Source organism: Ensifer sp. SL37 (assembly GCF_026672675.1).
In the GTDB taxonomy this organism is placed as follows: domain Bacteria; phylum Pseudomonadota; class Alphaproteobacteria; order Rhizobiales; family Rhizobiaceae; genus Ensifer; species Ensifer adhaerens.
Genome location: NZ_JAPPRN010000006.1, coordinates 1,720,081 through 1,742,785, shown reverse-complemented (window position 1 = coordinate 1,742,785; position 22,705 = coordinate 1,720,081). Strand labels below are relative to the sequence as shown.

The window sequence follows — 22,705 nt, the reverse complement described above, 5'->3', positions numbered from 1 at the left end:
TTTTCCTGCCAGCCGAAGACATGGGCCGGCGTTAACGATAGCGACAAAAAGCCAAGCAATTCCGTGACTTTCCCGACGATGTGGCCCAGAGTGCCCTTAACGATTTGTTAAGCGTCACCCGGAGGGCGGGCAGAATGATTCTGTTCAGGGCAATCCATGCGACCAAAGTGCTGGCGCTTGCCGGCCTGGTCATCGCCACCAGCTACATTCCGATGGAAGCTCGAGACCGGGGCGGACTGCCGGAGGCGCAGACGCGAACACGCCATGTCAGGATGAATGCCGATCGTTTCTATCCTCGTCACGATTTCGATCGCATGGGTTATCGCAACGACTGGGACCGCCATCGCAGACCGCGCCGCGACTGGGCGTCCAACGGTGGCCCGCCGGAAGTGAACACGCGCACCCGGCACATTCGCCTGCCGCGCTACCGCCCCTACCCCGGCGCTTATGCCGGACGGTCGGAGCAGCGTGGCGGATGGGTGCGCGACGGAGCCGGTCGCAACTACTGGACATCCGACGCCCGCAGGCACGACGGTCGCCCAGGCATCTATGACGTACCGCCGCAGGTCTCGACCCGCACCCGCCATATCCGCCTGCCGCAATATCGGGCCTATCCCGAGCGGTGGGGCAATGGCGGCGGATGGGGGCGCGATCAGGCCGGGCGCGAGATCTGGACATCGAGCAACCAAGGCCGAGACTATCGCCCGAGCTACTATGGCGGTGATGAATATCCGGACATCATTCCTGGTATCGGCACCTATGTCGGCGGCATTTCGGCCTATGTCGACGTCGGCAATGGCATCTATTTCAGCCAGGAAGGCGACTACGGCTATGCGGATGAGGCAGATACTGCGCCGCCGCCCGAGGCGAAACGCGGCAAGATCATCAACGTGACGCCACAGACCATGAACAGTTCCTGCGCCTACGAACACGGCGTCTGCGTCATCCGCCGGTAATCGCGACTACAGCGATATCAGCCCGTCAGGCCAACGGCTTCGATGATCGGGCGCATCTTCGGAAGTGCAGGCATCGTCAATTGAAGGAGGTGGTGCCGAAGCGCCAGACGGTGGTGCGCTTGACCTCGCTGTCCTCCAGCGCCCGGGTGACGGGAACCTCGTAGGTGGCAAGCGCCGTCATCATCTCGCGCGGGCAATAGGAACGTCCGGGATCGCCGACGATCACCGAGGCGCCGTTCGCGGCAAGTCCCGAAAACCACGGTTTCAACCGGTCGGCAAAAGCCTTGTCGTAGAAGACGTCGCCGGCGAGATAGACCTCGGCTTCAAGATCGCGGCCAGTGATGTCCTCGCCGGTATAGGAAAGCGTGACCCCGTTGAGTGCGGCATTGAGCCGGACGGCCGTTTCCGCCCAGGGGTCGATATCGGCGGCCAGCACCGATACTGCACCCGCCTTCATCGCCGCGATCGCCACCAGACCCGAACCGGAGGCAAAGTCGACGACACGGCGGCCGCGCACCGCTTCGGGGTGATCGAGGATGTAGCGGGCGAGCCCCTGCCCGCCGGCCCAGGCGAAGGCCCAGAACGGCGGCGGCAGGCCGATCTCCTGCAACTCTTCCTCGGTCTTCAGCCAGAGCTCATGCGCTTCGGTCGCCAGATGCAGACGGATCTCCGGCACATGCAGCGGCGTGAGCACATCGGTGTTTTCGAGGATGAAGCTTTCCGGATCGGTCTTCACAAAACTCTCCGCGCCTGCCCGAGCGTCCCGGACAGGCGGAAAACAAGACTAGCGCGGCGGATTGTCGAGCCCGCCCATGCGGCAGACCTCGAGCCATTCGTCCTCGGTCACCGGCTGCACCGACAGGCGCATGGAGGTGACGAGCGACATCTTGGCGAGCTTCGGATTGTCCTTGATCTCCTTCAGCGTCACCGGCCGCGGCATGTCGGCAACCGCGCGGATATCGACGCAGTCCCAGCGGGCGTCACCCTCGGCGGTCGAATCCGGATGCGACAGCGCGCAGACCTCGGCGATGCCGACGATCTCAAGTCCTTCGTTCGAGTGGTAGAAGAAGCCCTTGTCGCCGATCTGCATCGCCCGCATGTTGTTGCGCGCCTGATAGTTGCGCACGCCGGTCCATTCGGTGCCCTTGGCGCCGGCATCCTTCTGCATCTGCCAGGACCATTTGAACGGTTCGGATTTGTAGAGCCAATGCGCCATCTTGGTCTCAAGCCTCCGGATTGTTGAAGACCCAGTTGAAGGCCTTGATCTCGACATTGGAAAAGAGCCCGGCCTTGGCATAGGGATCGGCTTCGGCGATCGCACGCGCCTCGTCGATCGTCTCCGCCTTGACGAGCACCAGGCTACCGGTCGGCTTGCCGTCGTCGCCGAGGAACGGACCGGCCATCTTCAAAATGCCCTTGGCATTCAGGTCGTTGAGATAGGCGACGTGATCGGGGCGGGTATCGAGCCGAAGCTGCAGCGCGCCTGGCTTGTCGGTGCAATGAAGTGCGAAGAGCATGCTTCCTCCTAGAGTTTTCGTTGGTGCGGGATGCGGGCGGAAGATCGCCGCTCCCTTCATTCCTGGGTGATCGGGCGGGTCATCAACTGTTCGAGCGCGGTGCGGACATCGAGCTTGCCGTCGATGATCGCCGCCACCGCTTCGGTGATCGGCATTTCGACGCCGAGATCATGGGCGACGCGGGCAGCAACCGATGCGGCGAACGCGCCTTCGACCAGTTCTCCCTTGCGCCCGCCGGCACGGCCATCCTTGCCGAGCGCGATGCCGAAACGCAGGTTGCGCGACTGGTGGCTGGTCGCCGTCAGGACGAGATCGCCGAGACCGGAGAGACCGCGCACCGTATCCGCCTCGCCGCCTTCGGCGGCAATGAAACGCGACATCTCCGCAAGGCCGCGCGAGATCAGCGCGGCACGGGCGCTGTCGCCAAGGCCTGCGCCCTCGACGATGCCACAGGCGATCGCCAGCACATTCTTCAGCGCGCCGCCGAGCTGCACGCCGATGCGATCCTGCGAGGGATAGAGCCGGAAGGTCGGACCCGAGAGCACCTCGGCCAGCATCGTCGCCGTCGCAGCATCGGCCGCGGCAATCACCATCGCGGTCGGCAGACCCTTGGCGATGTCGGCAGCGAAACCGGGACCCGAGAGCACGCCGATCGAACGTCCGGGCAATTCCTCCGCCAGCACGTTGGTCAGCAACCGTCCCGTCGCCTGCTCCATACCCTTGGCGCAGGTGACGATCGTGGCAGCCGCATTGATATGAGGACCATACTGGCGCGCCGCATCCCTATGCGCCTGCGACGGCATCACGAAGAGCACGACTCCGGCATCGGCAAGAACCGAGACATCGGCCGTATGTTTCAGCGCCGGCGGCAGGTCGATGCCCGGCAGGGCGGCCTCATTGCGGCCGGTGTCGCGGCAGGATTCGGCAATCTCCGGACGACGGGCAAGCAGCGTCACGTCGCTGCCTTCGGTCGAGGCGGCAACCGCGGCGAGCGCGGTGCCAAAGGCGCCTGCGCCGACCACGACGATCTTCGGCCCGTTCTTGGAAATGTCGTTCATGCTCTATCCGTATGCTTTAGATCTTGTCACGCCTTGGCGCCGCGTTTGCCCGAACCGAGCAGCGCCTGCGCCTGGGCGTCGAGCGGCCAGCGCGAGCGCGGCGCGACATCGAGGCCGTCGGCCGCCATGCCTGCCGCCAGCCGCTCGGCACCGGCCCAGGCGATCATTGCCGCGTTGTCCGTGCAGAGCGAAAGCGGCGGCGCGATGAAGTCGAAACCGGACTGCGCGCACAAGGTCTGCAGCGTCGAGCGCAGCACCTGATTGGCGGCGACACCGCCGGCAACCACCAGCGCCGGGCGCGCCACACTGCCATGCTCCGCCTTGAAGCGCTTCAGGCCGCGCCCGACCCGATCCTTGAGCGTGCGGGAAATCGCCCGCTGGAACGAGGCGCAGATATCGGCGATGTCCTGCTCCGTTACCGGCTCCAGCGATTGCGCCACCTGGCGCACCGCCGTCTTCAATCCCGAAAAGGAAAAATCGAGCCTGGCGTCACCGACGAGCGGTCGCGGAAAATCGAAACGCTGCGGATCGCCGGCAAGTGCTGCCCGCTCGACCGCCGGACCACCCGGATACGGGAGGCCGAGCAGCTTGGCCGTTTTGTCGAAGGCTTCGCCGAGCGCATCGTCGATCGTCGTGCCCCAGCGTTCGTATTCGCCGACGCCCTTGACGAGGATCAGTTGCGTGTGACCGCCGGAAACGAGCAGCATCAGATAGGGAAAGGAGAGCCCATCGGTCAGCCGCGCGGTCAGCGCGTGGCCTTCGAGGTGATTGACGGCATAGAGTGGCTTGCCGGTTGCGCGCGCGATCGCCTTGCCGGTCATCAGCCCGACGATCAGGCCGCCGATCAGACCGGGACCACTTGTCGCAGCAATGGCGTCGATGTCGGAAAGCGTGACGCCGGCCCTGAGCAGCGCTTCCTCGATCAGCGTGTCGAGCGCCTCGACATGGGCGCGCGCCGCGATCTCTGGAACCACGCCGCCATAGGCGCTGTGCTCTTCCAGTTGGCTTAAGACCACGTCGCCGAGGATATGGCCCTTACCGCCGGAATCGCGCAAAATGACGGAAGCGGCGGTTTCGTCGCAGCTTGTTTCTATGCCGAGGATGCGCAGGGGCGGAGACATCGGGAACTACTCAAAGATTGCGGTCGCACCGAAAGGTGGGTACACGGAACTCCGGTAACAATGGATAGCCTTTGATGCAAACAAAACCTTTCCGGATCGGCACGCGCGGCAGCCCGCTGGCGCTCGCTCAAGCCCATGAAACGCGCGATCGCCTCGCAGCGGCGCATGGTCTGGCGCCGGAAATGTTCGAGGTCGTCATCCTCTCGACCAAGGGCGACCGGATCACCGACCGCTCGCTCGCCGAGATCGGCGGTAAGGGCCTGTTCACCGAAGAGATCGAGCAACAATTGCTGTCGGGCGAACTCGATTTCGCTGTGCATTCGTCCAAGGACATGCCGACGAAACTGCCTGACGGCCTCTGTCTTTCCGCCTTCCTGCCGCGTGAGGACATTCGAGATGCCTTCATCGGTCGGACGGCAAAAAAACTGATGGAACTGCCGCAGGGCGTGACCGTCGGCTCGTCGTCGCTGCGCCGCCAGGCGCTGATCCGCCGGCTGCGTCCGGATATCAATGTCATCACCTATCGCGGCCAGGTGGAAACGCGGCTGAGAAAGCTCGCTGAGGGCCAGGTCGATGCGACACTGCTTGCCTATGCGGGCCTCAAGCGTCTCGGCATGACCGACGTTCCGACCGAACTGCTCGACCCCCAGGAATTCCCGCCGGCGCCGGCCCAAGGCGCGATCTGCATCGAGAGCCGCATCGGCGACAGCCGCATCAACGACCTGCTCGCAGCCATCGACGATCCCCGCACCCATGAGGCAGTCGCCTGCGAGCGTGGCTTCCTCGCGACGCTCGACGGCTCGTGCCGCACGCCGATCGCCGGTCTCGCCACCTCGGACGGCACCCATCTCAGCTTTTCCGGCATGATCCTCACGCCCGACGGCCAGACCCATCACCGGGTTACGATCGAGGGCAAGGCCACCGACGCCGAAGCGCTTGGGCAAAAGGCCGGAGAAGAGATCCGCGCCAAGGCCGGCCCCGGCTTCTTTGCAAGCTGGACTTAAAGCCATGCGCGTGCTCGTCACCCGGCCGCCTCCCGCCGCCGAGGCGACGGTACGCCGGCTGGAAGCCGCCGGCCACCGGCCGATCCTGCTGCCGCTGATGCAGGCGACCCATCTTGCTGCCGTCTCCGTTGCCGCGCTTGAAGTGCCGCATGCGGCGATCGTGCTCACCAGCGCCGAAGCCATTCGGATGCTCGTATCGTCAGATGCAGACCTGTCACAGCATCTGGCGACCCCGTGCTTCTGCGTGGGCGCCGCCACGGCGCAAGCAGCAGCCGGGCTCGGTTTCTCCGATCTGCGCATAGCGGAGGGTACCGGCCAGTCCCTGGCGGAACTAATCGGCGCGACCATCGACACGCTGCCGCCACTTCCCCTGCTCTATCTGGCAGGAACGCCGCGCTCCGAAGGGCTGGAAAAGGGGCTGAGACAACGCGGCATAGAGCACCGGACGGTCGAGTGCTACCGCATGGAGCCGATCGCCCATTCGCGCGCCGCGATCGAAGATCTGCGGCGGAGCAGCCGTCCCGACGCCGTGCTTTTATACTCGCGAGAGACCGCGCGACAGTTCGTTCGCCTGCTTTCCGAAGCCGGTGTCGATGCTGCTTCCTTTGCGCCGCGCTACCTCTGCCTCAGCCCCGTGGTGGCCGAGGCGCTGCCGGGTAACGTCGTGGCGGAGACCGCCGCAAGGCCCGATGAAGACAGCCTTTTCAGTCTTCTCTAACATCGAATTCATCCAAAAACGGAACGGAGGGGCTTTCCCTCACCGTTCCGGCTGACTAGGTTTGAAGGAAGAGCCGACAGGCACTAACGGTAAGAGGTCACCATGGTATCGGAAAACCCGCCGCGCCGCTCGAAGTCCGAGAAGGAACCGCTGACGATCGACCTCGAAGCGGAGAAAACCGTTGCGGAACCGGCCGGCCCGGAAGCAACCGGCGAGACGCTGGCAGACGCTGCGGCCGAGAACACAGCGCACAAAGCCGAGACGGATGAGCCGATAAGGGACACCAGCGACGACAGCGCCGCCGGATCCCGCCTGGACGAAGAAATCGAGGAGCAGCGCGCCGATGCCGCCGCCGACGCGGCCGCGGCCGTCTTCGCCGAAGAGCCGCCGCATGTGGCCCGCGAGCCGGAACCGGCACCGCCGCAGAAGCCGGTATCGAACTCCGGGGCGCTCGCGGCCGGCATCGTCGGCGGTCTCGTGACGCTGCTCGGCTTCGGCGGCCTGCAATATGCCGGCATCGTGCCTGGACTTGGGCCGACCCGCGGCGTCGAGCAGAACATTTCCGGCGAACTGCAGGCCCTGCGCGACCAGATCGCGGCGCTGCCCACCCCCGCAGCCGTCGTCGACAACACCGCACTCGAAGGTCGTATCGCCGCGCTCGAACAGTCCGCCTCCCAACCGGCCGCAAACGGCGCACCGAGCGCCGAGGTCGAGACGCTGAAGGCGGAAGTCGACAATCTCACCAAGGAGCTTGCAGGTCTGAAGACAGCGCTCGCCGATGCGCAGCAGGCGGCAACCGCCGAGAAGGCGGAACTGACGAGCCGCATCGAGACCGCCGAGCAGAAGCTCAACGAGCCGGTCAACGATATCCAGATGGCGAAAGCCGTTGCGGTCACTGCACTGAAGTCGGCCATCGATCGCGGCGGGGCTTTCCTCGCCGAACTCGACGCGCTGCGCAGCATCGCGCCGGACGAACAGGCCGTCGCCGCGCTCGCCCAGGATGCCCAGGTCGGCGTGCCGACCCGCACGGATCTGCGCCGCGAGTTCCCGAAAACCGCCGACGCCATGCTCGACGCTCTCAACCAGCCCGACCCGAACGAGGGTATCTTCGACCGGCTAGTGTCCAGCGCCATGTCCGGCATTCGCGTGCGTCCCGTCGGCAGCGTCGAGGGTGAAACGCCCGAAGCCGTCATCGCCCGGATCGAGGACAAGCTGAACAATGGCGACCTCAAGGGCGCCGCTCTGGAGTGGAATGGCGTGCCCGACACCGCCAAGCCGGCGGGCGAGGCTTTCAAGGCCAAGCTCGACCAGCGTTTGCGGGTCGAAGCCGCGATCGATGCCGCCGTCGCTGCGACGATGGCAAAACCAGGCACGGAAGGCTGAGGGAACCAGATATGATCCGCATTCTGATTTTCATCCTGATCGTGCTTGGTCTCGGCCTCGGCTTCGCCTGGCTCGCCGACCGGCCGGGCGAACTTTCGGTCGTCTGGCAGGGCCAGTTGATCGAGATGAGCCTGATGCGCGCGGCATCGCTGCTGATCTCGCTGATTGCCGCGGTGCTGATCGTCGTCTGGCTGGTGCGCACCATCTGGCTTTCGCCGCACACGGTCACCCGCTATTTCCGCGCCCGCAAGCGCGACCGCGGCTACCAGGCGCTGTCGACCGGCCTGATCGCCGCCGGCGCCGGTGACGCCAATCTTGCCCGCAAGATGACCGCCCGCACCCGCGGCCTGATCAGCGCCGACCAGGAACCGCTGATCCACCTGCTCGAAGCCCAGACCGCACTGATCGAAGGCAAGTACGACGACGCCCGCCGCAAGTTCGAGCTGATGGCCGACGATCCGGAGACGCGCGAACTCGGGCTTCGCGGCCTTTATCTCGAGGCCAAGCGGCTCGGCGCCCACGAGGCCGCGCGGCAATATGCCGAGCGCGCCGCCGAAAAGGCGCCGCACCTGCCCTGGGCAGCACTTGCGACGCTCGACAGCCAGAGCCAGGCCGGTCAATGGGACGATGCCCTGCGTCTGCTCGACCAGAGCCGCATCGCCCACGTGGTCGATCGCAAGGAAGCCGATCGCAAGAAGGCAGTGCTGCTGACGGCGCGCGCAATGACGAAGCTCGAGGGCGACGTGAAAGGTGCGCGGGACGATGCGCTTGCCGCGCTGAAGCTCGACGAACATCTGGTGCCGGCGGCGCTGACGGCCGCCAAGGCGCTGTTTCGCGAGGACAACCTGCGCAAGGGCACCTCGATCCTGGAGAAGAACTGGAAGCACGAGCCGCATCCGGACGTGGCCCGGCTCTACGTGCGCGCCCGCGGCGGCGACACTGCGGTCGACCGGTTGAAACGGGCGCGCAAGCTCGAAGCCTTGAAGCCCAACAATGCCGTGGCGATGGCTGCCGTCGCCGAAGCCGCGCTCGAAGCGCGCGAACTGCTTCTGGCGCGCACCAAGGCGGAAGCCGCCGCCCGGCTCGACCCGGCCGAGAGCATCTTCCTGCTGCTTGCCGACATCGAAGAGGCCGACACCGGCGACGAGGGCCGCATCCGTCACTGGATGGCGCAGGCGCTGAAGAGCCCGCGTGATCCGGCCTGGACCGCCGACGGCGTGACCTCGCCGACCTGGCTACCGGTCTCGCCGGTGAGCGGCCGGCTCGATGCCTTCGAATGGAAAGCCCCGCCGCATACGCTTTCGGCCACGGTCGACCACGACCAGTCGAACGCCGACGAGGCGATCCGCAGCCTGCCCGCCGTGGTGGAGGCGCATGTGCACCAGCCCGCACCCGCAGCCCGGCGCAGCGAGACGCCGGTGATCCTGGAGGCCGAGCGCGAGGAGCCGCGTCCGGCACCGCAGCCGATCAAGGTCGCCGAGCGCAAGGCGCCGGAACCGGTTGCCGACAAGCCTCCGGTCAAGGCGGAGAAGGAAGAGGGTGCGAATGGCGAGCACAGGCCCGATCCCTTCTTCGGCCGCCCGCCGGATGACCCCGGCGTGCGCGATCCGGCCGCTGGCGAGAAGGCGCCGGAAAAGACGACTTTCCGATTGTTCTGAGTTCTCAAGGGGCTGTGGCAAAATACATGTTTGAACGCTTACGGACGTTTCTCGATGGTCTGACCGGCCCGGCGAAGCGCATAGAGCATGGCGATCCGCGCGTGGCGGTCATCGCTCTCTGTTTCCAGGTGATGGAGGCCGACGGCCGGATCCTCGCGTCCGAGCGGCGCAAGATGCGCAAGGTCATCAAGGAGCATTACAAGCTCGACGATGCCTCGCTCTCCGCTTTGATCGAAGCCGGCGAGACTGCCGAGAGCGAGGCGATCGACTTCTACCAATTCACCGCCGAGCTCAAGCGTCACCTCTCCGAGGAGCAACGCGTCGAACTCGTCGGCATGCTCTGGGACGTCGTCTATGCCGATGGCGAGCGCAGTGAGATGGAAGATCACGTGATCTGGCGTATTGCCGATCTGCTCGGCGTTTCCGGTCGCGACCGGGTGTTGCAGCGCCAGGAGGCGGCGGCCAGAAGCGACACGGTCGAGAAAGCCGAGTCACAACAGGATAACTGAAATGCCGATGCCCGACGACAGCGCCCGAAAACCCGTCCTGATCATCCTGCATCAGGAGCGATCGAGCGCCGGCCGCGTCGGCCAGATACTCGAGCAGAAGGGTTTTGGGCTCGACATCCGTCGTCCGGCGCTCGGCGACGATCTGCCGGAAACGCTGGAACGGCACAGCGGCACGATCGTGTTCGGCGGCCCGATGAGCGCCAATGACGAGGAAGAGTTCGTCCGCCGCGAGATCGACTGGCTTTCCGTGCCGCTCAAGGAAAACAAGCCCTATCTCGGCATCTGCCTCGGCGCGCAGATGCTCGCGCGCAACCTCGGCGGCTCGGTGGCACCCCATCACGAGGGCATGACCGAAATCGGCTGGTATCCGCTGGTTGCGACCGAAGCGGGCAAGGCGCTGATGGACTGGCCGGCCATGGTCTACCATTTCCACCGCGAGGGCTTCGACCTGCCTTCCGGCGCCGAGCTGCTCGCAACTGGCGACACCTACCCCAACCAGGCCTTCCGCTACGGTGACAATGCCTGGGGCATCCAGTTCCACGGCGAACTCACCCGCGCGATGATGCATCGCTGGGTGGTGCACGGCGCCCATCGCTTCGAGATGCCCGGTGCCCAGGTGGGCAAGGCCCATCTCGACGGCCGCATGCAGCACGACGGGCCGCTGCGCACCTGGATGGAAAACTTCCTTGAGTTGATCTTCCTGCGCGATGAACGGCCGGGAGAAATGGCGGAAAGCGCGTAACGTGCTGTCCGCTCGCACCGTTTACTTGTGGTGATCGGGCACGTCGAGCGTATCGATCTTGCGCAATTGCGGAAAGCCAAGCGCCCAAAGCCCTGAGACGAGCAGCGTGCCCATGCCACCGAAGACGACGGCAAAGACCCCGCCGAAGCCGGACGCCATCATGCCGGCGCGGAATTCGCCAAGTTCGTTCGACGCGCCGATGAAGACCATGTTGACGGCGTTGACCCGGCCGCGCAGTTCGTCCGGCGTCCAGAGCGTGATCAGCGTCTCGCGCACATAGACCGAGACCATGTCGGCAGCACCCATGACGACGAGGGCCGCGATCGAGACCCAGGGGGTCGCTGAAAGGCCGAAGATAACGGTGCCGAGACCGAAAAGCGCCACGCCGATGAACATATAGAAACCGGCGCGATGGCGGATCGGGTGCGCTGCCAGCCAGACCGCCATGGCAACGGCGCCGACACCCGGGGCCGCGCGCAACAGGCCGAGCCCCCAGGGGCCGAGGTCGAGGATATCGCGGGCAAAGACCGGCATCAGCGCCACGGCGCCGCCGAGCAGCACTGCAAAAAGGTCGAGCGATATGGCGCCGAGCACCACCTTCTCCGCCTTGATGTAGCGGAAGCCGGCGGTGATCGTCTGCCAGCTTTGCGCCGAGGCCTGGGTGCGCGTCGCCGGCTTCGGAATGGCAAAGACCATGAATGCGGAGGCGAGGAAGAAGCAGAAGCCGATGGCATAAGGAAAGACCGCGCCGAGCGCGTAGATGAGACCACCCGCGACCGGGCCGACGATCATCGCGGTCTGCCAGGAGGTGGAGTTCCAGGCGATCGCGTTGGGCAGATCTTCCGGCGGCACCAGGTTTGGCGCCAGCGATTGCGACGCGGGTGCAAGGAACGCACGCTCGATGCCGAAGACCACGAGAACCGCATAAACCGGCCACGGCGAAAACAGCCCGGTGACTGTCAGCGCGAGCAGCGCCGCTGCGCAAAGCGTGCTGACCACCATGCAGACGCCCATGATCATGCGCCGGTTGTAGCGGTCGGCCACGGATCCGGTGACGAGGATCAGCACCAGCGATGGCAGAAACTGGAAAAGGCCGATCAAGCCGAGATCGAAGGGATCGCGCGTCAGATCGTAGATCTGCCAGCCGACGGCGACAGAGATGATCTGGATCGCGAAATAGGCGAGGAAGCGCGAGAAGAAGTAGCGACGATAGCCGACATGCCGAAACGCGGCAAAACGATGCGAGGCATGGACGGCGGACATGAGAAAGTCGCTCCTGAAGCGGGTCGCGCAAAACTGGGTCGCGGTTTTGCGATAACGACAAGTGAAACGTCAATATTCAAAAGGCAGGCAGCGCATCTGAAGGATCGCGACACGCTCTCGTCGGCACCGACTGTCGAGCGGCCACACGTTAAACATGATCGCGCCCGATAAACCGGCGTACTTGCTCGTTTAGGTCTCAATGTCTACATGTCTGTCAATAACGATTTGGAGACCGGCATGCTTGCTGTTATCGGCACCTTGAACTTCATCATCAACATCGCGTGGTTTCTGGTCATCGCGTCGGCCATCTTTTCCTGGCTCTACGCGTTCAATGTCATCAACGTGAACAACCAGGCGATCAACATGATCGGCCGCTCGCTTTACCAGTTGACCGAGCCGCTCTACCGCCCGATCCGCCGCATCCTGCCCGACATGGGCGGCGTCGACCTTTCGCCGCTGGTCGTTCTGGTAATCCTCTATTTCATCCAGCTTTTCCTGAACACGACGATCGCGCCGGCCTTGCTGGGCTGACGACGGCCGGCCAGGTGCAGGGTGAGTAGCACGGCCTTCACCGCGCATGGCGACCATGTTCGCCTGACGGTGCGCCTGACGCCGAACGGCGGCCGTGATGCCATCGACGGGCTGGAAGCGGCTGCTGATGGCGAAGAATATCTGAAAGTGCGCGTCCGCGCGGTCCCGGAGAAAGGCAAGGCCAATCAGGCACTGCTTGCCTTTCTTGCCAAGACGCTCGGGCTTGCCAAGAGCAAGCTCTCCCTCATCTCAGGCGAAACGCAGCGCAAAAAAATCCTCCGGATCGAGAGCGACCCGGAGGAGCTGATGAAACGCCTTGCCGAACTGGCCGGCAGATAAAGCTTACTTGGCGCCCTTGGCGCGCTCGACGGCTTCCTTGATCAGCTGGCGGGCGGTGGAAGCATCCTTCCAGCCGTAGATCTTCACCCACTTGCCGGGCTCCAGATCCTTGTAGTGCTCGAAGAAGTGCTCGATCTGCTTCAGCGTGATTTCCGGCAGATCGGTGTATTCGTGAACCTTGTCGTATCGCTGCGTCAGGTGACCCGACGGAACGGCGATGATCTTCTCGTCCTGGCCGGAATTGTCTTCCATCATCATCACGCCGATCGGGCGCACATTGATGACGCAGCCTGGAACCAGCGGACGGGTGTTGCAGATCAAAACGTCGATCGGATCGCCATCGTCCGAGAGCGTATGCGGCACGAAGCCGTAGTTGCCCGGATAGGTCATCGGCGTATAGAGGAAGCGGTCGACGACCAGCGTGCCGGCTTCCTTGTCCATCTCGTACTTGATCGGATGGCCGCCGACGGGAACCTCAACGATCACGTTGACATCTTCTGGTGGATTCTTTCCGATGGAAATCGCGTCGATGCGCATGGATCTACTCCAGGGTCGGTTTGAGAAGTTTGCCCGTCGGATAAAGGGAAACATGCCGCGATGCAACATAACTTTCGTCCGTAGCGCAGATTCAACCGGTCGTTTTGCGCCTGCCCATCGACCTCTACAGGTCTGCCAATCGCGTTTGAGGGAGTTTCGTATGAACGGAAGGGTTGCATGCCTGGCGCTGGTGCTTTTGTCCGCCGGCCCCGTCTTGGCCAATGAGAGCGTCTATACCGACATCGGCCGCGACAAGTGCAGGACGATCGCCGAAGAAGAGGGCATGTACGCGTTGATGACTTGCCCTGGTCATGCGGACTATCCCGTTCGCTTCAAGGAAGCCGACATCCGCCAGAGTGTCTCGTTCGGTCACCTGAACCACCGCTATGCCGACGACGCTTTCGAGAGTTTCATTCCATTCAATCACGCCGGCACGACCGTGGAGTGGCGGGTTGCCAAGGATGGCAAGGCCGTAGCGACGATCCTGCGCTGGTTCATCGAGAACACGGACGCGTCCGGCGCTTCGGTTCCTGCACTTCAGGGGCAGGTGCTCGTCATTTCCAAGGTGGCCGAGAAGGATGACGGCAAGGGCTGCGTCGCCGGCTATGTCGATGCGCTTGCCAATCCCGATCCGAATGCGTTCGCCCGCAAGATCGCCGACGAGGTGGCACCGACCTTCCGCTGCGGCGTCGACAAGCCCGCCTATCACGGCACGCGGGGCGACAAGGCGGCCGATCCCAACAACGAACTGCCTGAGTAAGTCTTTGATTTCAGTGTCGCGGAGGCGTCGGGCCTAGTTCCAGGCGAAGCCGACCTTCTTCAGGTGCTTGTCGCCGAAATCTTCCATGCCTTCGGCGATATCGGTGCCGCCGGCACCCTGGAAGAACTGGTAGGCGTGCTCGCTGTCTTCGAGGCACCAGACGACGAGGCCACGGCAGCCGAGCGAACGCAGCAGGCTCTTGGCCTCGCCGAAGAGAATCCGCCCGAGGCCGATGCCCTGGTATTCCGGCCTCAGGTAGATCTCGTAGATCTCGCCTTCCTGCGGCAGGGCCTTGGCGCGGCTGAGGCCGAGCGTTGCATAGCCGGCGATGGTTCCGGCGACGTCGACGACGAGCAGCGTGGCAGGGCCGCGGGTCGCCTTGCGCCACCAGGTCTCGTCACGGCGATTGACCATCTGAACGAGCGGACGATGGGGAATGAGACCGCCATAGGTCTGCAGCCACGAAACGCGGTGCACATCGGCAATTGCCGACGCTTCCTGCGGCTCTCCGGGCCGAATCTCTATCGAAACAGTCTTCATGACTCGCGACTCTAAACACACACAAGGCGAACAGGAATCCCGCCCGGTTGCCAGCCTGCGTTAACCCACAGGCAACTTTAACGGCACCCAATGGAAGGTTAACGCCTTTTTAACTTTATCCGCAAGTCGCCCATCGGTGGCACACACAGCAAAAAACCCCGGATCGCTCCGGGGTTTTTCTGAAAGTCGTAGGATCGATCAGGATCGATCAGGCAGCGCCAGCCGTGCGGGCCTTTTCGAAGCGCTTGCGATCGTTCGGGTCGAGGTGCAGCTTGCGAAGACGGATCGACTTCGGCGTCACTTCGACCAGCTCGTCGTCCTGGATCCAGGAGAGCGCGCGCTCGAGCGTCATGCGGATCGGCGGCGTCAGGCGAACGGCTTCGTCCTTGCCGGCGGCGCGCATGTTGGTGAGTTTCTTGCCCTTGAGCACGTTCACTTCGAGATCGTTGTCGCGGGTGTGGATGCCGATGATCATGCCGGCATAGACCTTCTCGCCGGCGTCGATGATCATCGGGCCGCGGTCTTCCAGGTTGAACATCGCGTAGGCAACCGATTCACCGGAGTCGTTCGAAAGCAGAACGCCGTTGACGCGACCACCGATCTCGCCCTTGTAGGGCTGGTAGGCGTGGAACAGGCGGTTCATGATCGCCGTGCCGCGGGTGTCGGTCAAAAGTTCCGACTGGTAGCCGATGAGGCCGCGGGTCGGAGCGAAGAACACCAGACGGACGCGATTGCCGCCAGACGGACGCAGTTCGACCATCTCGGCCTTGCGCTCGGACATCTTCTGCACGACGACGCCCGAATGCTCTTCGTCGACGTCGATCACGACTTCTTCGATCGGCTCGAGCATCTGGCCGTTGTCATCCTTGTGCATGACGACGCGCGGACGCGAAACGGCAAGCTCGAAGCCTTCACGACGCATGGTTTCGATGAGAACCGCAAGCTGCAGTTCGCCGCGGCCCGATACGAAGAAGGAGTCCTTTTCCGAGGATTCTTCGATCTTCAGCGCAACGTTGCCTTCGGCTTCCTTGAACAGGCGGTCGCGGATGACTCGGCTCGTGACCTTGTCGCCTTCGGTGCCGGCAAGCGGGCTGTCGTTGACGATGAAGGACATGGTGACGGTCGGCGGGTCGATCGGCTGCGCGGTCAGCGCTTCGGCGACCGACGGATCGCAGAAGGTGTCGGCGACGGTGCCCTTGGTAAGGCCGGCAATCGCAACGATGTCGCCTGCCTGCGCTTCTTCGATCGGCTGACGCTCGATGCCGCGGAAGGCGAGGATCTTCGAGATACGGCCGGTTTCAAGCAGCTTGCCATCCTGGCCGAGAACCTTGACGGCCTGGTTCGGCTTGACGGTGCCCGAGTGAACGCGACCGGTGATGATGCGGCCGAGGAAGGGGTTGGCTTCGAGGATCGTGCCGATCATGCGGAACGGGCCTTCGGCAACCGTCGGCTCCGGCACGTGCTGCAGCACCAGGTCGAGCAGCGGCGCCATGCCCTGGTCCTTCGGACCTTCCGGGTTGACGTTCATCCAGCCATCGCGGCCCGAACCGTAGAGGATCGGGAAGTCGAGCTGCTCGTCGGAGGCGTCGAGGTTGGCGAAGAGGTCGAAGACTTCGTTGATGACTTCTTCGTGGCGACCGTCCGGACGGTCGATCTTGTTGATCGCCACGATCGGCTTCAGGCCGACCTTCAGCGCCTTGCCGACGACGAACTTCGTCTGCGGCATCGGGCCTTCGGAAGCGTCGACGAGAACGATGGCGCCGTCCACCATCGACAGGATGCGCTCGACTTCACCGCCGAAGTCGGCGTGGCCGGGGGTGTCGACGATGTTGATGCGCACGCCCTTCCACTCGACCGAAGTCGCCTTGGCGAGGATGGTGATGCCGCGTTCTTTTTCGATGTCGTTGGAGTCCATGACGCGTTCGGCCACGCGCTGGTTTTCGCGGAACGAGCCCGACTGCTTCAGGAGCTCGTCAACAAGGGTCGTTTTCCCATGGTCGACGTGCGCGATAATCGCGATGTTACGAATGCTCATTTTTCGTCTCGGAAGGTTCAGGGCAAGCCCCGATGGGCCACGCCGCTTTTTCAATGGTCGCGCTCATACAGGTTTTTTTGCGATTGCGAAAGGGGGGCGCGCGCATGAGCGTCGTGTTCAAATGCCGGTAGGCCATGGGTTTGCACTCGTCAGGGGTCTCACGAACGCCGTTTGCAAAGCTGTTGGCCGCGACCGAATTCCTCATGCAATTGCGGCCGGATCGAGCGTCACGCGCCAGAGTTCCTGGTCCTGCCGGTCCATCAGCCGCACCGTCATCTGCTGCGTCTGGCCGTTGATATCGACGATGCCGAAAAACTGCAGACCAGCCGATGGCGGCAGGTTCTGGTCGATGCCGCCGCCGGATGCCTTTATGAAGCGAACCTCCGGCCCGAAGGTCATGTCGAGCTCCTTCGGCCCATAGGTGCCGGAATGCAGTGGACCGGACACGAACTCCCAGAACGGCGTGAAATCCTTGAATGCGCCGCGCCCCGGATCGTAGTGATGCGCGGCGGTGTAGTGCACGTCCGCCGTCAGCCAGACGAGGTTGTCGATGCCGTTGTCGCGGACGAAGCGCAAGAGATCGGCAAATTCGCGTTCGCGCCCCGCGGGCGGACCGTTGTCGCCATTGGCGATCGCGTCCGAGCCGCGCCGGTTGGTGTAATCGTCCCAGACGACGAGACCGATCGGCATGTCGCAGGCGATCACCTTCCAGGTGGCCCGCGAGGCAGCAAGTTCGCGCTTAAGCCAGTCGACCTGCCGCCAGCCGAACAGGGCGCCGCCGCCGTCTTCTCCCTGGTTGGCGCCGCGATAGGATCTGAGGTCAACGAAGAACACGTCGAGCAACGGACCATAGCCGATCTTGCGGAAGATGCGGCCGGGCTGCGTTGCCGGCATGCGGATCGGCGTCATCTCGTGGAACGCCCGCGCCGCCCGCTCGGCATAGACGGCAACATCCTTTTCCGGATAGCGCGCGTCGTCGCGCAGGTCGGTCGAGGCCGACCAGTTGTTCAGCACCTCGTGGTCGTCCCATTGATAGAAAGTGGGGCACACGGCGTTGAGTTGCCGCACATGCTCGTCGAGCAGATTGTATTTCCATTGCCCGCGATATTCTTCCAGCGTCCGCGCCACGTCGCGCTTCTCATGCGTCACCACGCGGTTCTTCCAGACACCGCCATCACGTAGCGCTATCTCGTCGGGGATCGGGTTATCGGCATAGATCGTGTCACCGGAATGAATGAAGAAGTCCGGCTCGTGCTGGCGCATGGTCGCATAGGTCTTCATGCCGACATCATCAATGCCCCAGCCCTGCCCGGCCGTGTCGCCGGACCAGACGAAGCGGATTGAGCGCTTGCGCAAGGGGGCGGTGCGAAACCGGCCGGTGACCGGCGCGGAGACGCGGTTGACGTCGTAGAGATCCGTGGCGGTGAAGCGGTAGAAGATATCCTGGTCCGGCAGCAGCCCGTCGAGCGAACATTTGATCGCGCAATCCGTCTGCGGCGTCGCCGTCAGATCGGAAAGGCGAAGGGGGTTGGAGAAGCTCTCGGTGGTCGAGTATTCGACCGACACCTTCGACGGGCGATCCACCCGTGTCCAGATCATGCCGGAGGACGTATCGACATCGCCCGATTGCACGCCGTGAATGAATTCCGGCCGGCCGTAGCCGCGTGCATAAAAGGGTGTCGCAAGACCGGATGAGGCCACGAAGCCCGCGGCACCGGCGGAAAGCAGGAAAGAACGCCTCGAAAGCGTCTTGAGGATATCGGCCAAACAGACCTCCGATTCGGCAGCGCCACCGCGCGTGCCGGACCTTTGGTCATCTGGGTGTCAGCGACGTAACAGCCGCATGAAACTATTTGAACGGTTTGGCGACAGTTCGGTGAAGGCCGGAGCTGGCCGCGGCGACAATGGGACGATGGCAAACGCCGCCAATGCTGTTATCAAAGGCGATCAGCGTTGGCCTTGATGAATCCGGGCAACGAACCCGCCTCCTGCCCCCGTTCGGTGGCCACACAAATCGACAGGTGATCATCGTGTCCCATGCCGCCAACGTCTCCGTCCGCGACCGCCTGGAACAGATCCTGAGCCGGCTCAACGATCGCCGGCACGAGGAAAAGGCTTTTGTCCGGCTCTACGAAGAGCGCGCGCGGAGTGAGGCAGACGCGGCCGACCGCCGCCGGCAGGCGGGGGACAGCCTTGGGCCGCTCGACGGCAAGATCGTTTCAATCAAGGACCTGTTGGATATCGCCGGCGAACCGACGCTTGCCGGCTCCATCATCCGCCGCGACGCGCCGCCGGCCCAAAAAGACGCGCTCGTTGTCCAGCGGCTACGTGCTGCCGGTACGGTCATTATCGGCAAGACGCATATGACCGAATTCGCGTTTACGGCCGTCGGCCTCAATCCACACTACCCGGTACCCGGCAACGCCACCGACGAAAGCCTGATCCCCGGCGGTTCATCCTCGGGCGCTGGCGTGTCGGCAGCAGAAGGCACCTGTGATATTGCCATCGGTTCAGATACCGGTGGCTCGATCCGCATCCCCGCGGCGCTGAACGGCATTGTCGGCTTCAAGCCGACAGCCAGCCGCATCCCGCTCGATGGCGCCTTTCCGCTCTCGCCGGTTCTGGATTCGCTCGGACCGCTCGCCCGGACCGTGGCCGATTGTGCAGCGACCGATGCTGTGATGGCCGGCGAGCAGCCAAGGCCGCTTGTCGCCCGCCCTGTCGCAGGTCTTCGTATCGGCATCCCCCGTGGCAGGCTGTTTGAAGACCTCTCCCTCGAAGTCGCCGACGCCTTCGCGGCAAGCCTCGACCGCCTGGCCAAAGCGGGTGCCAAGATCGTCGACTGCACCATCGATGACTTGATCGAGAAGCTCGGCGAAGCGACGCGGATCGGCTCGATTGCGGGCCTGGAGGCAAGCCGCGTCCACGCCGGCTGGCTGAGCGATGCGGCCGCCCCCGTCGACGACAGGGTCAAGTTCTCGCTTCGCCGCCGCCTTTTGGTGCCCGACGCGGCGATCTCGGCCCTGCTGCAAACCCGGCATGCGCTCGCCGCCGCCATGGACGAGCGGCTCTCGCCCTACGATCTCATCGCACTGCCGACGACGCCGATTGCGGCCGTGTCCATCGCAAGCGTCGACATCGATGCGGCGGAATACGACCGCGTGGAGAGCCTGCTGCTGCGCAACTGCCAGGTCGCCAACCAGTTCGATCTCACCGCTATCACCCTGCCGATGCCGGGCCTTGTGCGGCCGGCCGGACTGATGCTGGTTGGGAGAAACGGAACCGATGCGACCGTACTGGCGTCAGCCCTTTCAGCCGAGGCGCTGCTTCAGGAAGCTTGAACGGCGCGCCCGATGGTCATCGAATGAATCACCGGCCTGCAAGCAGGCCGGTTCGGCAGTCGTCGTCGATGAGGACATCAAGCGGGCATGGATCCCGTTGAAATCGGAACCCCGCAACGCCTTGTTCTCTACGGCCAATCGCTCGCGCCTTGATGCGCCAAGCATGCCGAGCGATGTGCGCGCCGATTTTGCGACAGCGATATGCGATGAAGCAGACTTGATCTGCGACGCGCTTTAGCGTGAGCGCTTCGAGGCCCGAAGGATCAGCCAGACCGGTGCGCCGATAATCAGCAGCGCTATGACCGTATGCCAGATAGAAAATGTCATGCTTGTGCGTCTCCCCTAGCGCAAGCGATACGTGGCCGCGAACTCTCCCGACATCCGACGCGTCGCCGATTGGAACCCGGTCAGAACAGGACATCCCTGATTCGATTCGCAACCGATGGTGGATTACGTTCGAAAAATAGTTCGTGGAGGAGACGCGCTCCGCTCAATGCATCGTTTCGCCGGAGATCTCGTCACGGAGGATGCGGAAGGCATCTTCAAGCGCGGCGACCAAGACATCGGTCAGTTCGTCGCCGTCATTGTTCGCGAGATAGAGGGCAACCATCTTGTCGGATGGGTCGCGGTAATGCTCGATATCGTTTGACATATCATTGTCCTTCATTCGCCGTGTCACATCCCGGCCATTGAGGTGACTATAGGCGAAGGGACTTGCGTAAAGCTGGATGCATGACATCAGGCGAAGGGCACAGCACGCAGCGTCGCGTTATTCTCCATGCGCTCCCTAACGGGGTCGACTGACAAAGGATAGAGGATAGCGACCTATTTCGCTCGCGCCGGCCGCACGAGCACGCTAGAGCATGTCGCCGACGAACGACGCGGGAATGAGCATGTCGAAGAAAACCAAGAGCGACGAAACCGCGGACGTGCAGCGCCTGAAACTCGATTTTCCCGACATCCATGCGGATCTGATCGCCGGCCGCATCCCGTCGCTGCGCAAGGCGCTTATCGCGGCAGGGCTTAAGGACGAGCGCACGCGCCTCGACAAGCTCAAGAATTCCTGGACCAAGGCAAGCCCCACCGAGCGTGAAACGTTCCTCAAGTGGCTGAGCAGCAATGGCGGCCCGGACGGGCTTGCCCCACACGCTCATATCGATCCGCCGCTCGCAGCGCCCCCCGCGATTGCCAGCGGTCGCTACCTGCTCCCCGAAACGATCGCCGAAATCCGCACGATCATGAATCGCCGCCGGATGCGGGCGAACGACATCATGGCCGAGATGGGATTTGCCGGCGACGACCTGTCCCTCACCCGCGCCCTGTCCAAGGGCGCAAGCCTGCGGCTCTCGGTGATTGCCGCGCTGGAAACCTGGTTGCGCAACAACGCGGCGGAGTGAACCCGCCGGACAATCGTCCGCTTTCAACGCGCCCCTCTTCCGCCCGCTGCAACCCGCATTGCCGGCGCACGACCGTTGCGCGCGTTCAGCAGAAGAATATTGCAACTTAAACCTGAGCCAATCCTTGAAAGCACGAAAGTGGTGCTTTATGTTATTGCTCATGGCTCAGGGCAACCACACGTCGATCTTGTACTACGATCTCGCGCCGGACGCGGAGGCCAGACGCGCCCTGGAAGAAACCTTCGTTGCCTACGGCGACATGCTGGCGATGCTCGATGAACTCGCCGGCGAAAAGGCGGGCGCCAATCTCGTAACGTTGCATGAACTTGCCTACGAAACGGTCCGGGAGCGCACCGGGCTTCCGGCGCGCATGGTCACGCTTGGACTGCGTGACTTCGCGGCAAACCGCGGACAGCAGGCCAATGCCGAAAGGCTGCCGCTGGACGACAAGCTTTTCGCAATCAAGGGACCGTCGGATCTGACCGTCGCCACCGTGCGTGGTCGCGTCGCGATCCCATACGACGTCGCCGGCTATTCGCCGGGCACTCTGAATATCTTCGCCGCCCAGCTCGTTGCACAGCACGGCGGCTATCAGATCCACATTGGCGTCACCACGCATTCCGACCGAACGGAGAAGAAAATGATGACGAATGAAGGCATCCTATCCCGTATGGGCCGCTTGATCGCCGGTCTCGCCAATGCCGCCGTCGACAAGGCGGAAGGCAGCAACAAGATCGTGATCGTCGAACAGGCGCTCCGCGAAATCGACGCGGCCGCCGAAGAGGCCCGGGTCGATATCGGCCAGGCACGCGCCGAGGAGTATCGCATCCTCAGCCGCCGCGACGAAATCGGCGCCGATCTCGAAAAGCTGGACGAAAAGATCAGCACCGCCATCTCTGCCGCCCGGGAAGACCTTGCCAAGGCCGGCGTCGCCCGCCAGATCGACCTGGAATCGCAGCTGACCGCGCTGGACAAGGCGCTCGCCGGCGCCCGCACCGATCTCGAAGAGGGCCAGCAGGCGCTGCAGGCGGTGCTTGCCACCCGCCGCGAGGCCGAGGCGCGGCTCGCCGATCTCAAGCGCAGCATCGCCCAGTTCCCCGAGAGCAAGGTTTCGGGCCTGGCGAAGCCCAGCCCGGTGGACGGTGCCGCCCGCGCCGCTGCCGCCGTCTCCCGCGCCACGGGCGTACCGGGCGGAGAACACGGCAACAGCGCCGAGCTGGACGAACTCGACCGCCTGCATCGCGATCGGGCGATCGACGCGAGACTGGCCGCACTCAAGGCAAAGCAGCACTGACG

The 22,705-nt window shown here is 63.8% G+C and carries 24 protein-coding genes; 13 read left to right on the top strand and 11 right to left on the bottom strand.

The genetic code is table 11. The features are described from left to right. Positions 1-134 precede the first annotated feature (134 nt). Positions 135-956, top strand: a complete 822-nt coding sequence (locus tag OVA00_RS20550; RefSeq protein ID WP_268089547.1) for a hypothetical protein — start codon at positions 135-137, stop codon at positions 954-956. A 76-nt stretch (positions 957-1,032) separates the two neighbouring features. Here the strand turns inward: OVA00_RS20550 and OVA00_RS20545 are convergent, their stop codons facing one another. The 5 genes from OVA00_RS20545 to tsaD are packed head-to-tail and all read right to left on the bottom strand — an operon-like array spanning position 1,033 to position 4,652. Beyond that, positions 1,033-1,692 (bottom strand): class I SAM-dependent methyltransferase, encoded by a 660-nt coding sequence (locus OVA00_RS20545; RefSeq protein ID WP_268089546.1) that lies wholly within the window; start codon positions 1,690-1,692, stop codon positions 1,033-1,035. Positions 1,693-1,740: 48 nt separating this feature from the next. After that, positions 1,741-2,172, bottom strand: coding sequence for an EVE domain-containing protein (locus tag OVA00_RS20540; RefSeq protein WP_034802584.1), 432 nt, complete (start codon positions 2,170-2,172; stop codon positions 1,741-1,743). Between the two features lie 7 nt (positions 2,173-2,179). Then, the gene (locus OVA00_RS20535; RefSeq protein ID WP_034802587.1) at positions 2,180-2,473 is read right to left on the bottom strand and encodes a YciI-like protein; all 294 of its coding nucleotides are present in this window, start codon (positions 2,471-2,473) and stop codon (positions 2,180-2,182) included. Between the two features lie 56 nt (positions 2,474-2,529). Then, complete coding sequence (locus OVA00_RS20530) at positions 2,530-3,531, bottom strand: NAD(P)H-dependent glycerol-3-phosphate dehydrogenase (RefSeq protein ID WP_268089545.1); 1,002 nt, start codon at positions 3,529-3,531, stop codon at positions 2,530-2,532. Positions 3,532-3,557: 26 nt separating this feature from the next. Beyond that, complete coding sequence (gene tsaD / locus OVA00_RS20525) at positions 3,558-4,652, bottom strand: tRNA (adenosine(37)-N6)-threonylcarbamoyltransferase complex transferase subunit TsaD (protein ID WP_112976118.1); 1,095 nt, start codon at positions 4,650-4,652, stop codon at positions 3,558-3,560. Between the two features lie 74 nt (positions 4,653-4,726). Between tsaD and hemC the strand changes: the two genes are divergently transcribed. The 6 genes from hemC (at position 4,727) to OVA00_RS20495 (ending at position 10,666) form a co-directional block, all read left to right on the top strand. Next, complete coding sequence (gene hemC, locus OVA00_RS20520; protein ID WP_089044334.1) at positions 4,727-5,656, top strand: hydroxymethylbilane synthase; 930 nt, start codon at positions 4,727-4,729, stop codon at positions 5,654-5,656. A 4-nt stretch (positions 5,657-5,660) separates the two neighbouring features. Then, positions 5,661-6,374, top strand: coding sequence for a uroporphyrinogen-III synthase (locus OVA00_RS20515; protein WP_060611113.1), 714 nt, complete (start codon positions 5,661-5,663; stop codon positions 6,372-6,374). Positions 6,375-6,476: 102 nt separating this feature from the next. After that, complete coding sequence (locus OVA00_RS20510; protein WP_268089544.1) at positions 6,477-7,757, top strand: COG4223 family protein; 1,281 nt, start codon at positions 6,477-6,479, stop codon at positions 7,755-7,757. 11 nt (positions 7,758-7,768) lie between these two features. Further along, positions 7,769-9,415 carry a heme biosynthesis protein HemY gene (locus OVA00_RS20505; protein WP_268089543.1) on the top strand — a complete coding sequence of 549 codons (1,647 nt, stop codon included), beginning with the start codon at positions 7,769-7,771 and terminating at the stop codon, positions 9,413-9,415. A 26-nt stretch (positions 9,416-9,441) separates the two neighbouring features. Beyond that, on the top strand, positions 9,442-9,924 hold the full coding sequence (locus OVA00_RS20500; RefSeq protein ID WP_034802604.1) for a tellurite resistance TerB family protein: 483 nt from the start codon (positions 9,442-9,444) through the stop codon (positions 9,922-9,924). Position 9,925: 1 nt separating this feature from the next. Beyond that, positions 9,926-10,666 (top strand): glutamine amidotransferase, encoded by a 741-nt coding sequence (locus tag OVA00_RS20495; protein ID WP_442780540.1) that lies wholly within the window; start codon positions 9,926-9,928, stop codon positions 10,664-10,666. Positions 10,667-10,687: 21 nt separating this feature from the next. Here OVA00_RS20495 and OVA00_RS20490 read toward each other — a convergent pair whose 3' ends face one another. Further along, the gene (locus OVA00_RS20490; RefSeq protein WP_060521413.1) at positions 10,688-11,929 is read right to left on the bottom strand and encodes an MFS transporter; all 1,242 of its coding nucleotides are present in this window, start codon (positions 11,927-11,929) and stop codon (positions 10,688-10,690) included. A 237-nt stretch (positions 11,930-12,166) separates the two neighbouring features. On the opposite strand from OVA00_RS20490, the gene OVA00_RS20485 reads away from it, so the two are divergent. Both OVA00_RS20485 and OVA00_RS20480 read left to right on the top strand, forming a co-directional pair. Beyond that, positions 12,167-12,460, top strand: a complete 294-nt coding sequence (locus OVA00_RS20485; RefSeq protein WP_089044330.1) for a YggT family protein — start codon at positions 12,167-12,169, stop codon at positions 12,458-12,460. Between the two features lie 21 nt (positions 12,461-12,481). Further along, positions 12,482-12,799, top strand: a complete 318-nt coding sequence (locus OVA00_RS20480; protein ID WP_034802611.1) for a DUF167 domain-containing protein — start codon at positions 12,482-12,484, stop codon at positions 12,797-12,799. Positions 12,800-12,802: 3 nt separating this feature from the next. Here the strand turns inward: OVA00_RS20480 and ppa are convergent, their stop codons facing one another. Continuing rightward, a complete protein-coding gene (ppa, locus tag OVA00_RS20475; protein ID WP_034802613.1) occupies positions 12,803-13,336 on the bottom strand; it encodes an inorganic diphosphatase in 534 nt (177 codons plus the stop codon). A 160-nt stretch (positions 13,337-13,496) separates the two neighbouring features. Here ppa and OVA00_RS20470 point away from each other — a divergent pair, with 160 nt between their 5' ends. After that, positions 13,497-14,096, top strand: a complete 600-nt coding sequence (locus tag OVA00_RS20470; RefSeq protein WP_268089542.1) for a hypothetical protein — start codon at positions 13,497-13,499, stop codon at positions 14,094-14,096. A gap of 33 nt (positions 14,097-14,129) precedes the next feature. On the opposite strand, the gene OVA00_RS20465 is transcribed toward OVA00_RS20470, so the two are convergent. From OVA00_RS20465 to OVA00_RS20455, 3 genes are all read right to left on the bottom strand, one after another. Further along, a complete protein-coding gene (locus tag OVA00_RS20465; RefSeq protein WP_034802619.1) occupies positions 14,130-14,636 on the bottom strand; it encodes a GNAT family N-acetyltransferase in 507 nt (168 codons plus the stop codon). A 208-nt stretch (positions 14,637-14,844) separates the two neighbouring features. Next, the gene (typA, locus tag OVA00_RS20460) at positions 14,845-16,671 is read right to left on the bottom strand and encodes a translational GTPase TypA (protein WP_268089541.1); all 1,827 of its coding nucleotides are present in this window, start codon (positions 16,669-16,671) and stop codon (positions 14,845-14,847) included. Positions 16,672-16,872: 201 nt separating this feature from the next. After that, on the bottom strand, positions 16,873-18,438 hold the full coding sequence (locus OVA00_RS20455) for an alkaline phosphatase D family protein (protein ID WP_268089540.1): 1,566 nt from the start codon (positions 18,436-18,438) through the stop codon (positions 16,873-16,875). Positions 18,439-18,701: 263 nt separating this feature from the next. Between OVA00_RS20455 and OVA00_RS20450 the strand changes: the two genes are divergently transcribed. Further along, a complete protein-coding gene (locus OVA00_RS20450) occupies positions 18,702-20,012 on the top strand; it encodes an amidase (RefSeq protein ID WP_268089539.1) in 1,311 nt (436 codons plus the stop codon). A gap of 490 nt (positions 20,013-20,502) precedes the next feature. Here OVA00_RS20450 and OVA00_RS20445 read toward each other — a convergent pair whose 3' ends face one another. After that, complete coding sequence (locus tag OVA00_RS20445) at positions 20,503-20,664, bottom strand: hypothetical protein (RefSeq protein ID WP_090295460.1); 162 nt, start codon at positions 20,662-20,664, stop codon at positions 20,503-20,505. A 241-nt stretch (positions 20,665-20,905) separates the two neighbouring features. Here OVA00_RS20445 and OVA00_RS20440 point away from each other — a divergent pair, with 241 nt between their 5' ends. Both OVA00_RS20440 and OVA00_RS20435 read left to right on the top strand, forming a co-directional pair. Further along, positions 20,906-21,409 (top strand): hypothetical protein, encoded by a 504-nt coding sequence (locus tag OVA00_RS20440; RefSeq protein ID WP_034803102.1) that lies wholly within the window; start codon positions 20,906-20,908, stop codon positions 21,407-21,409. Positions 21,410-21,569: 160 nt separating this feature from the next. Continuing rightward, on the top strand, positions 21,570-22,703 hold the full coding sequence (locus tag OVA00_RS20435; RefSeq protein WP_268089538.1) for a PspA/IM30 family protein: 1,134 nt from the start codon (positions 21,570-21,572) through the stop codon (positions 22,701-22,703). Positions 22,704-22,705: the final 2 nt, after the last annotated feature.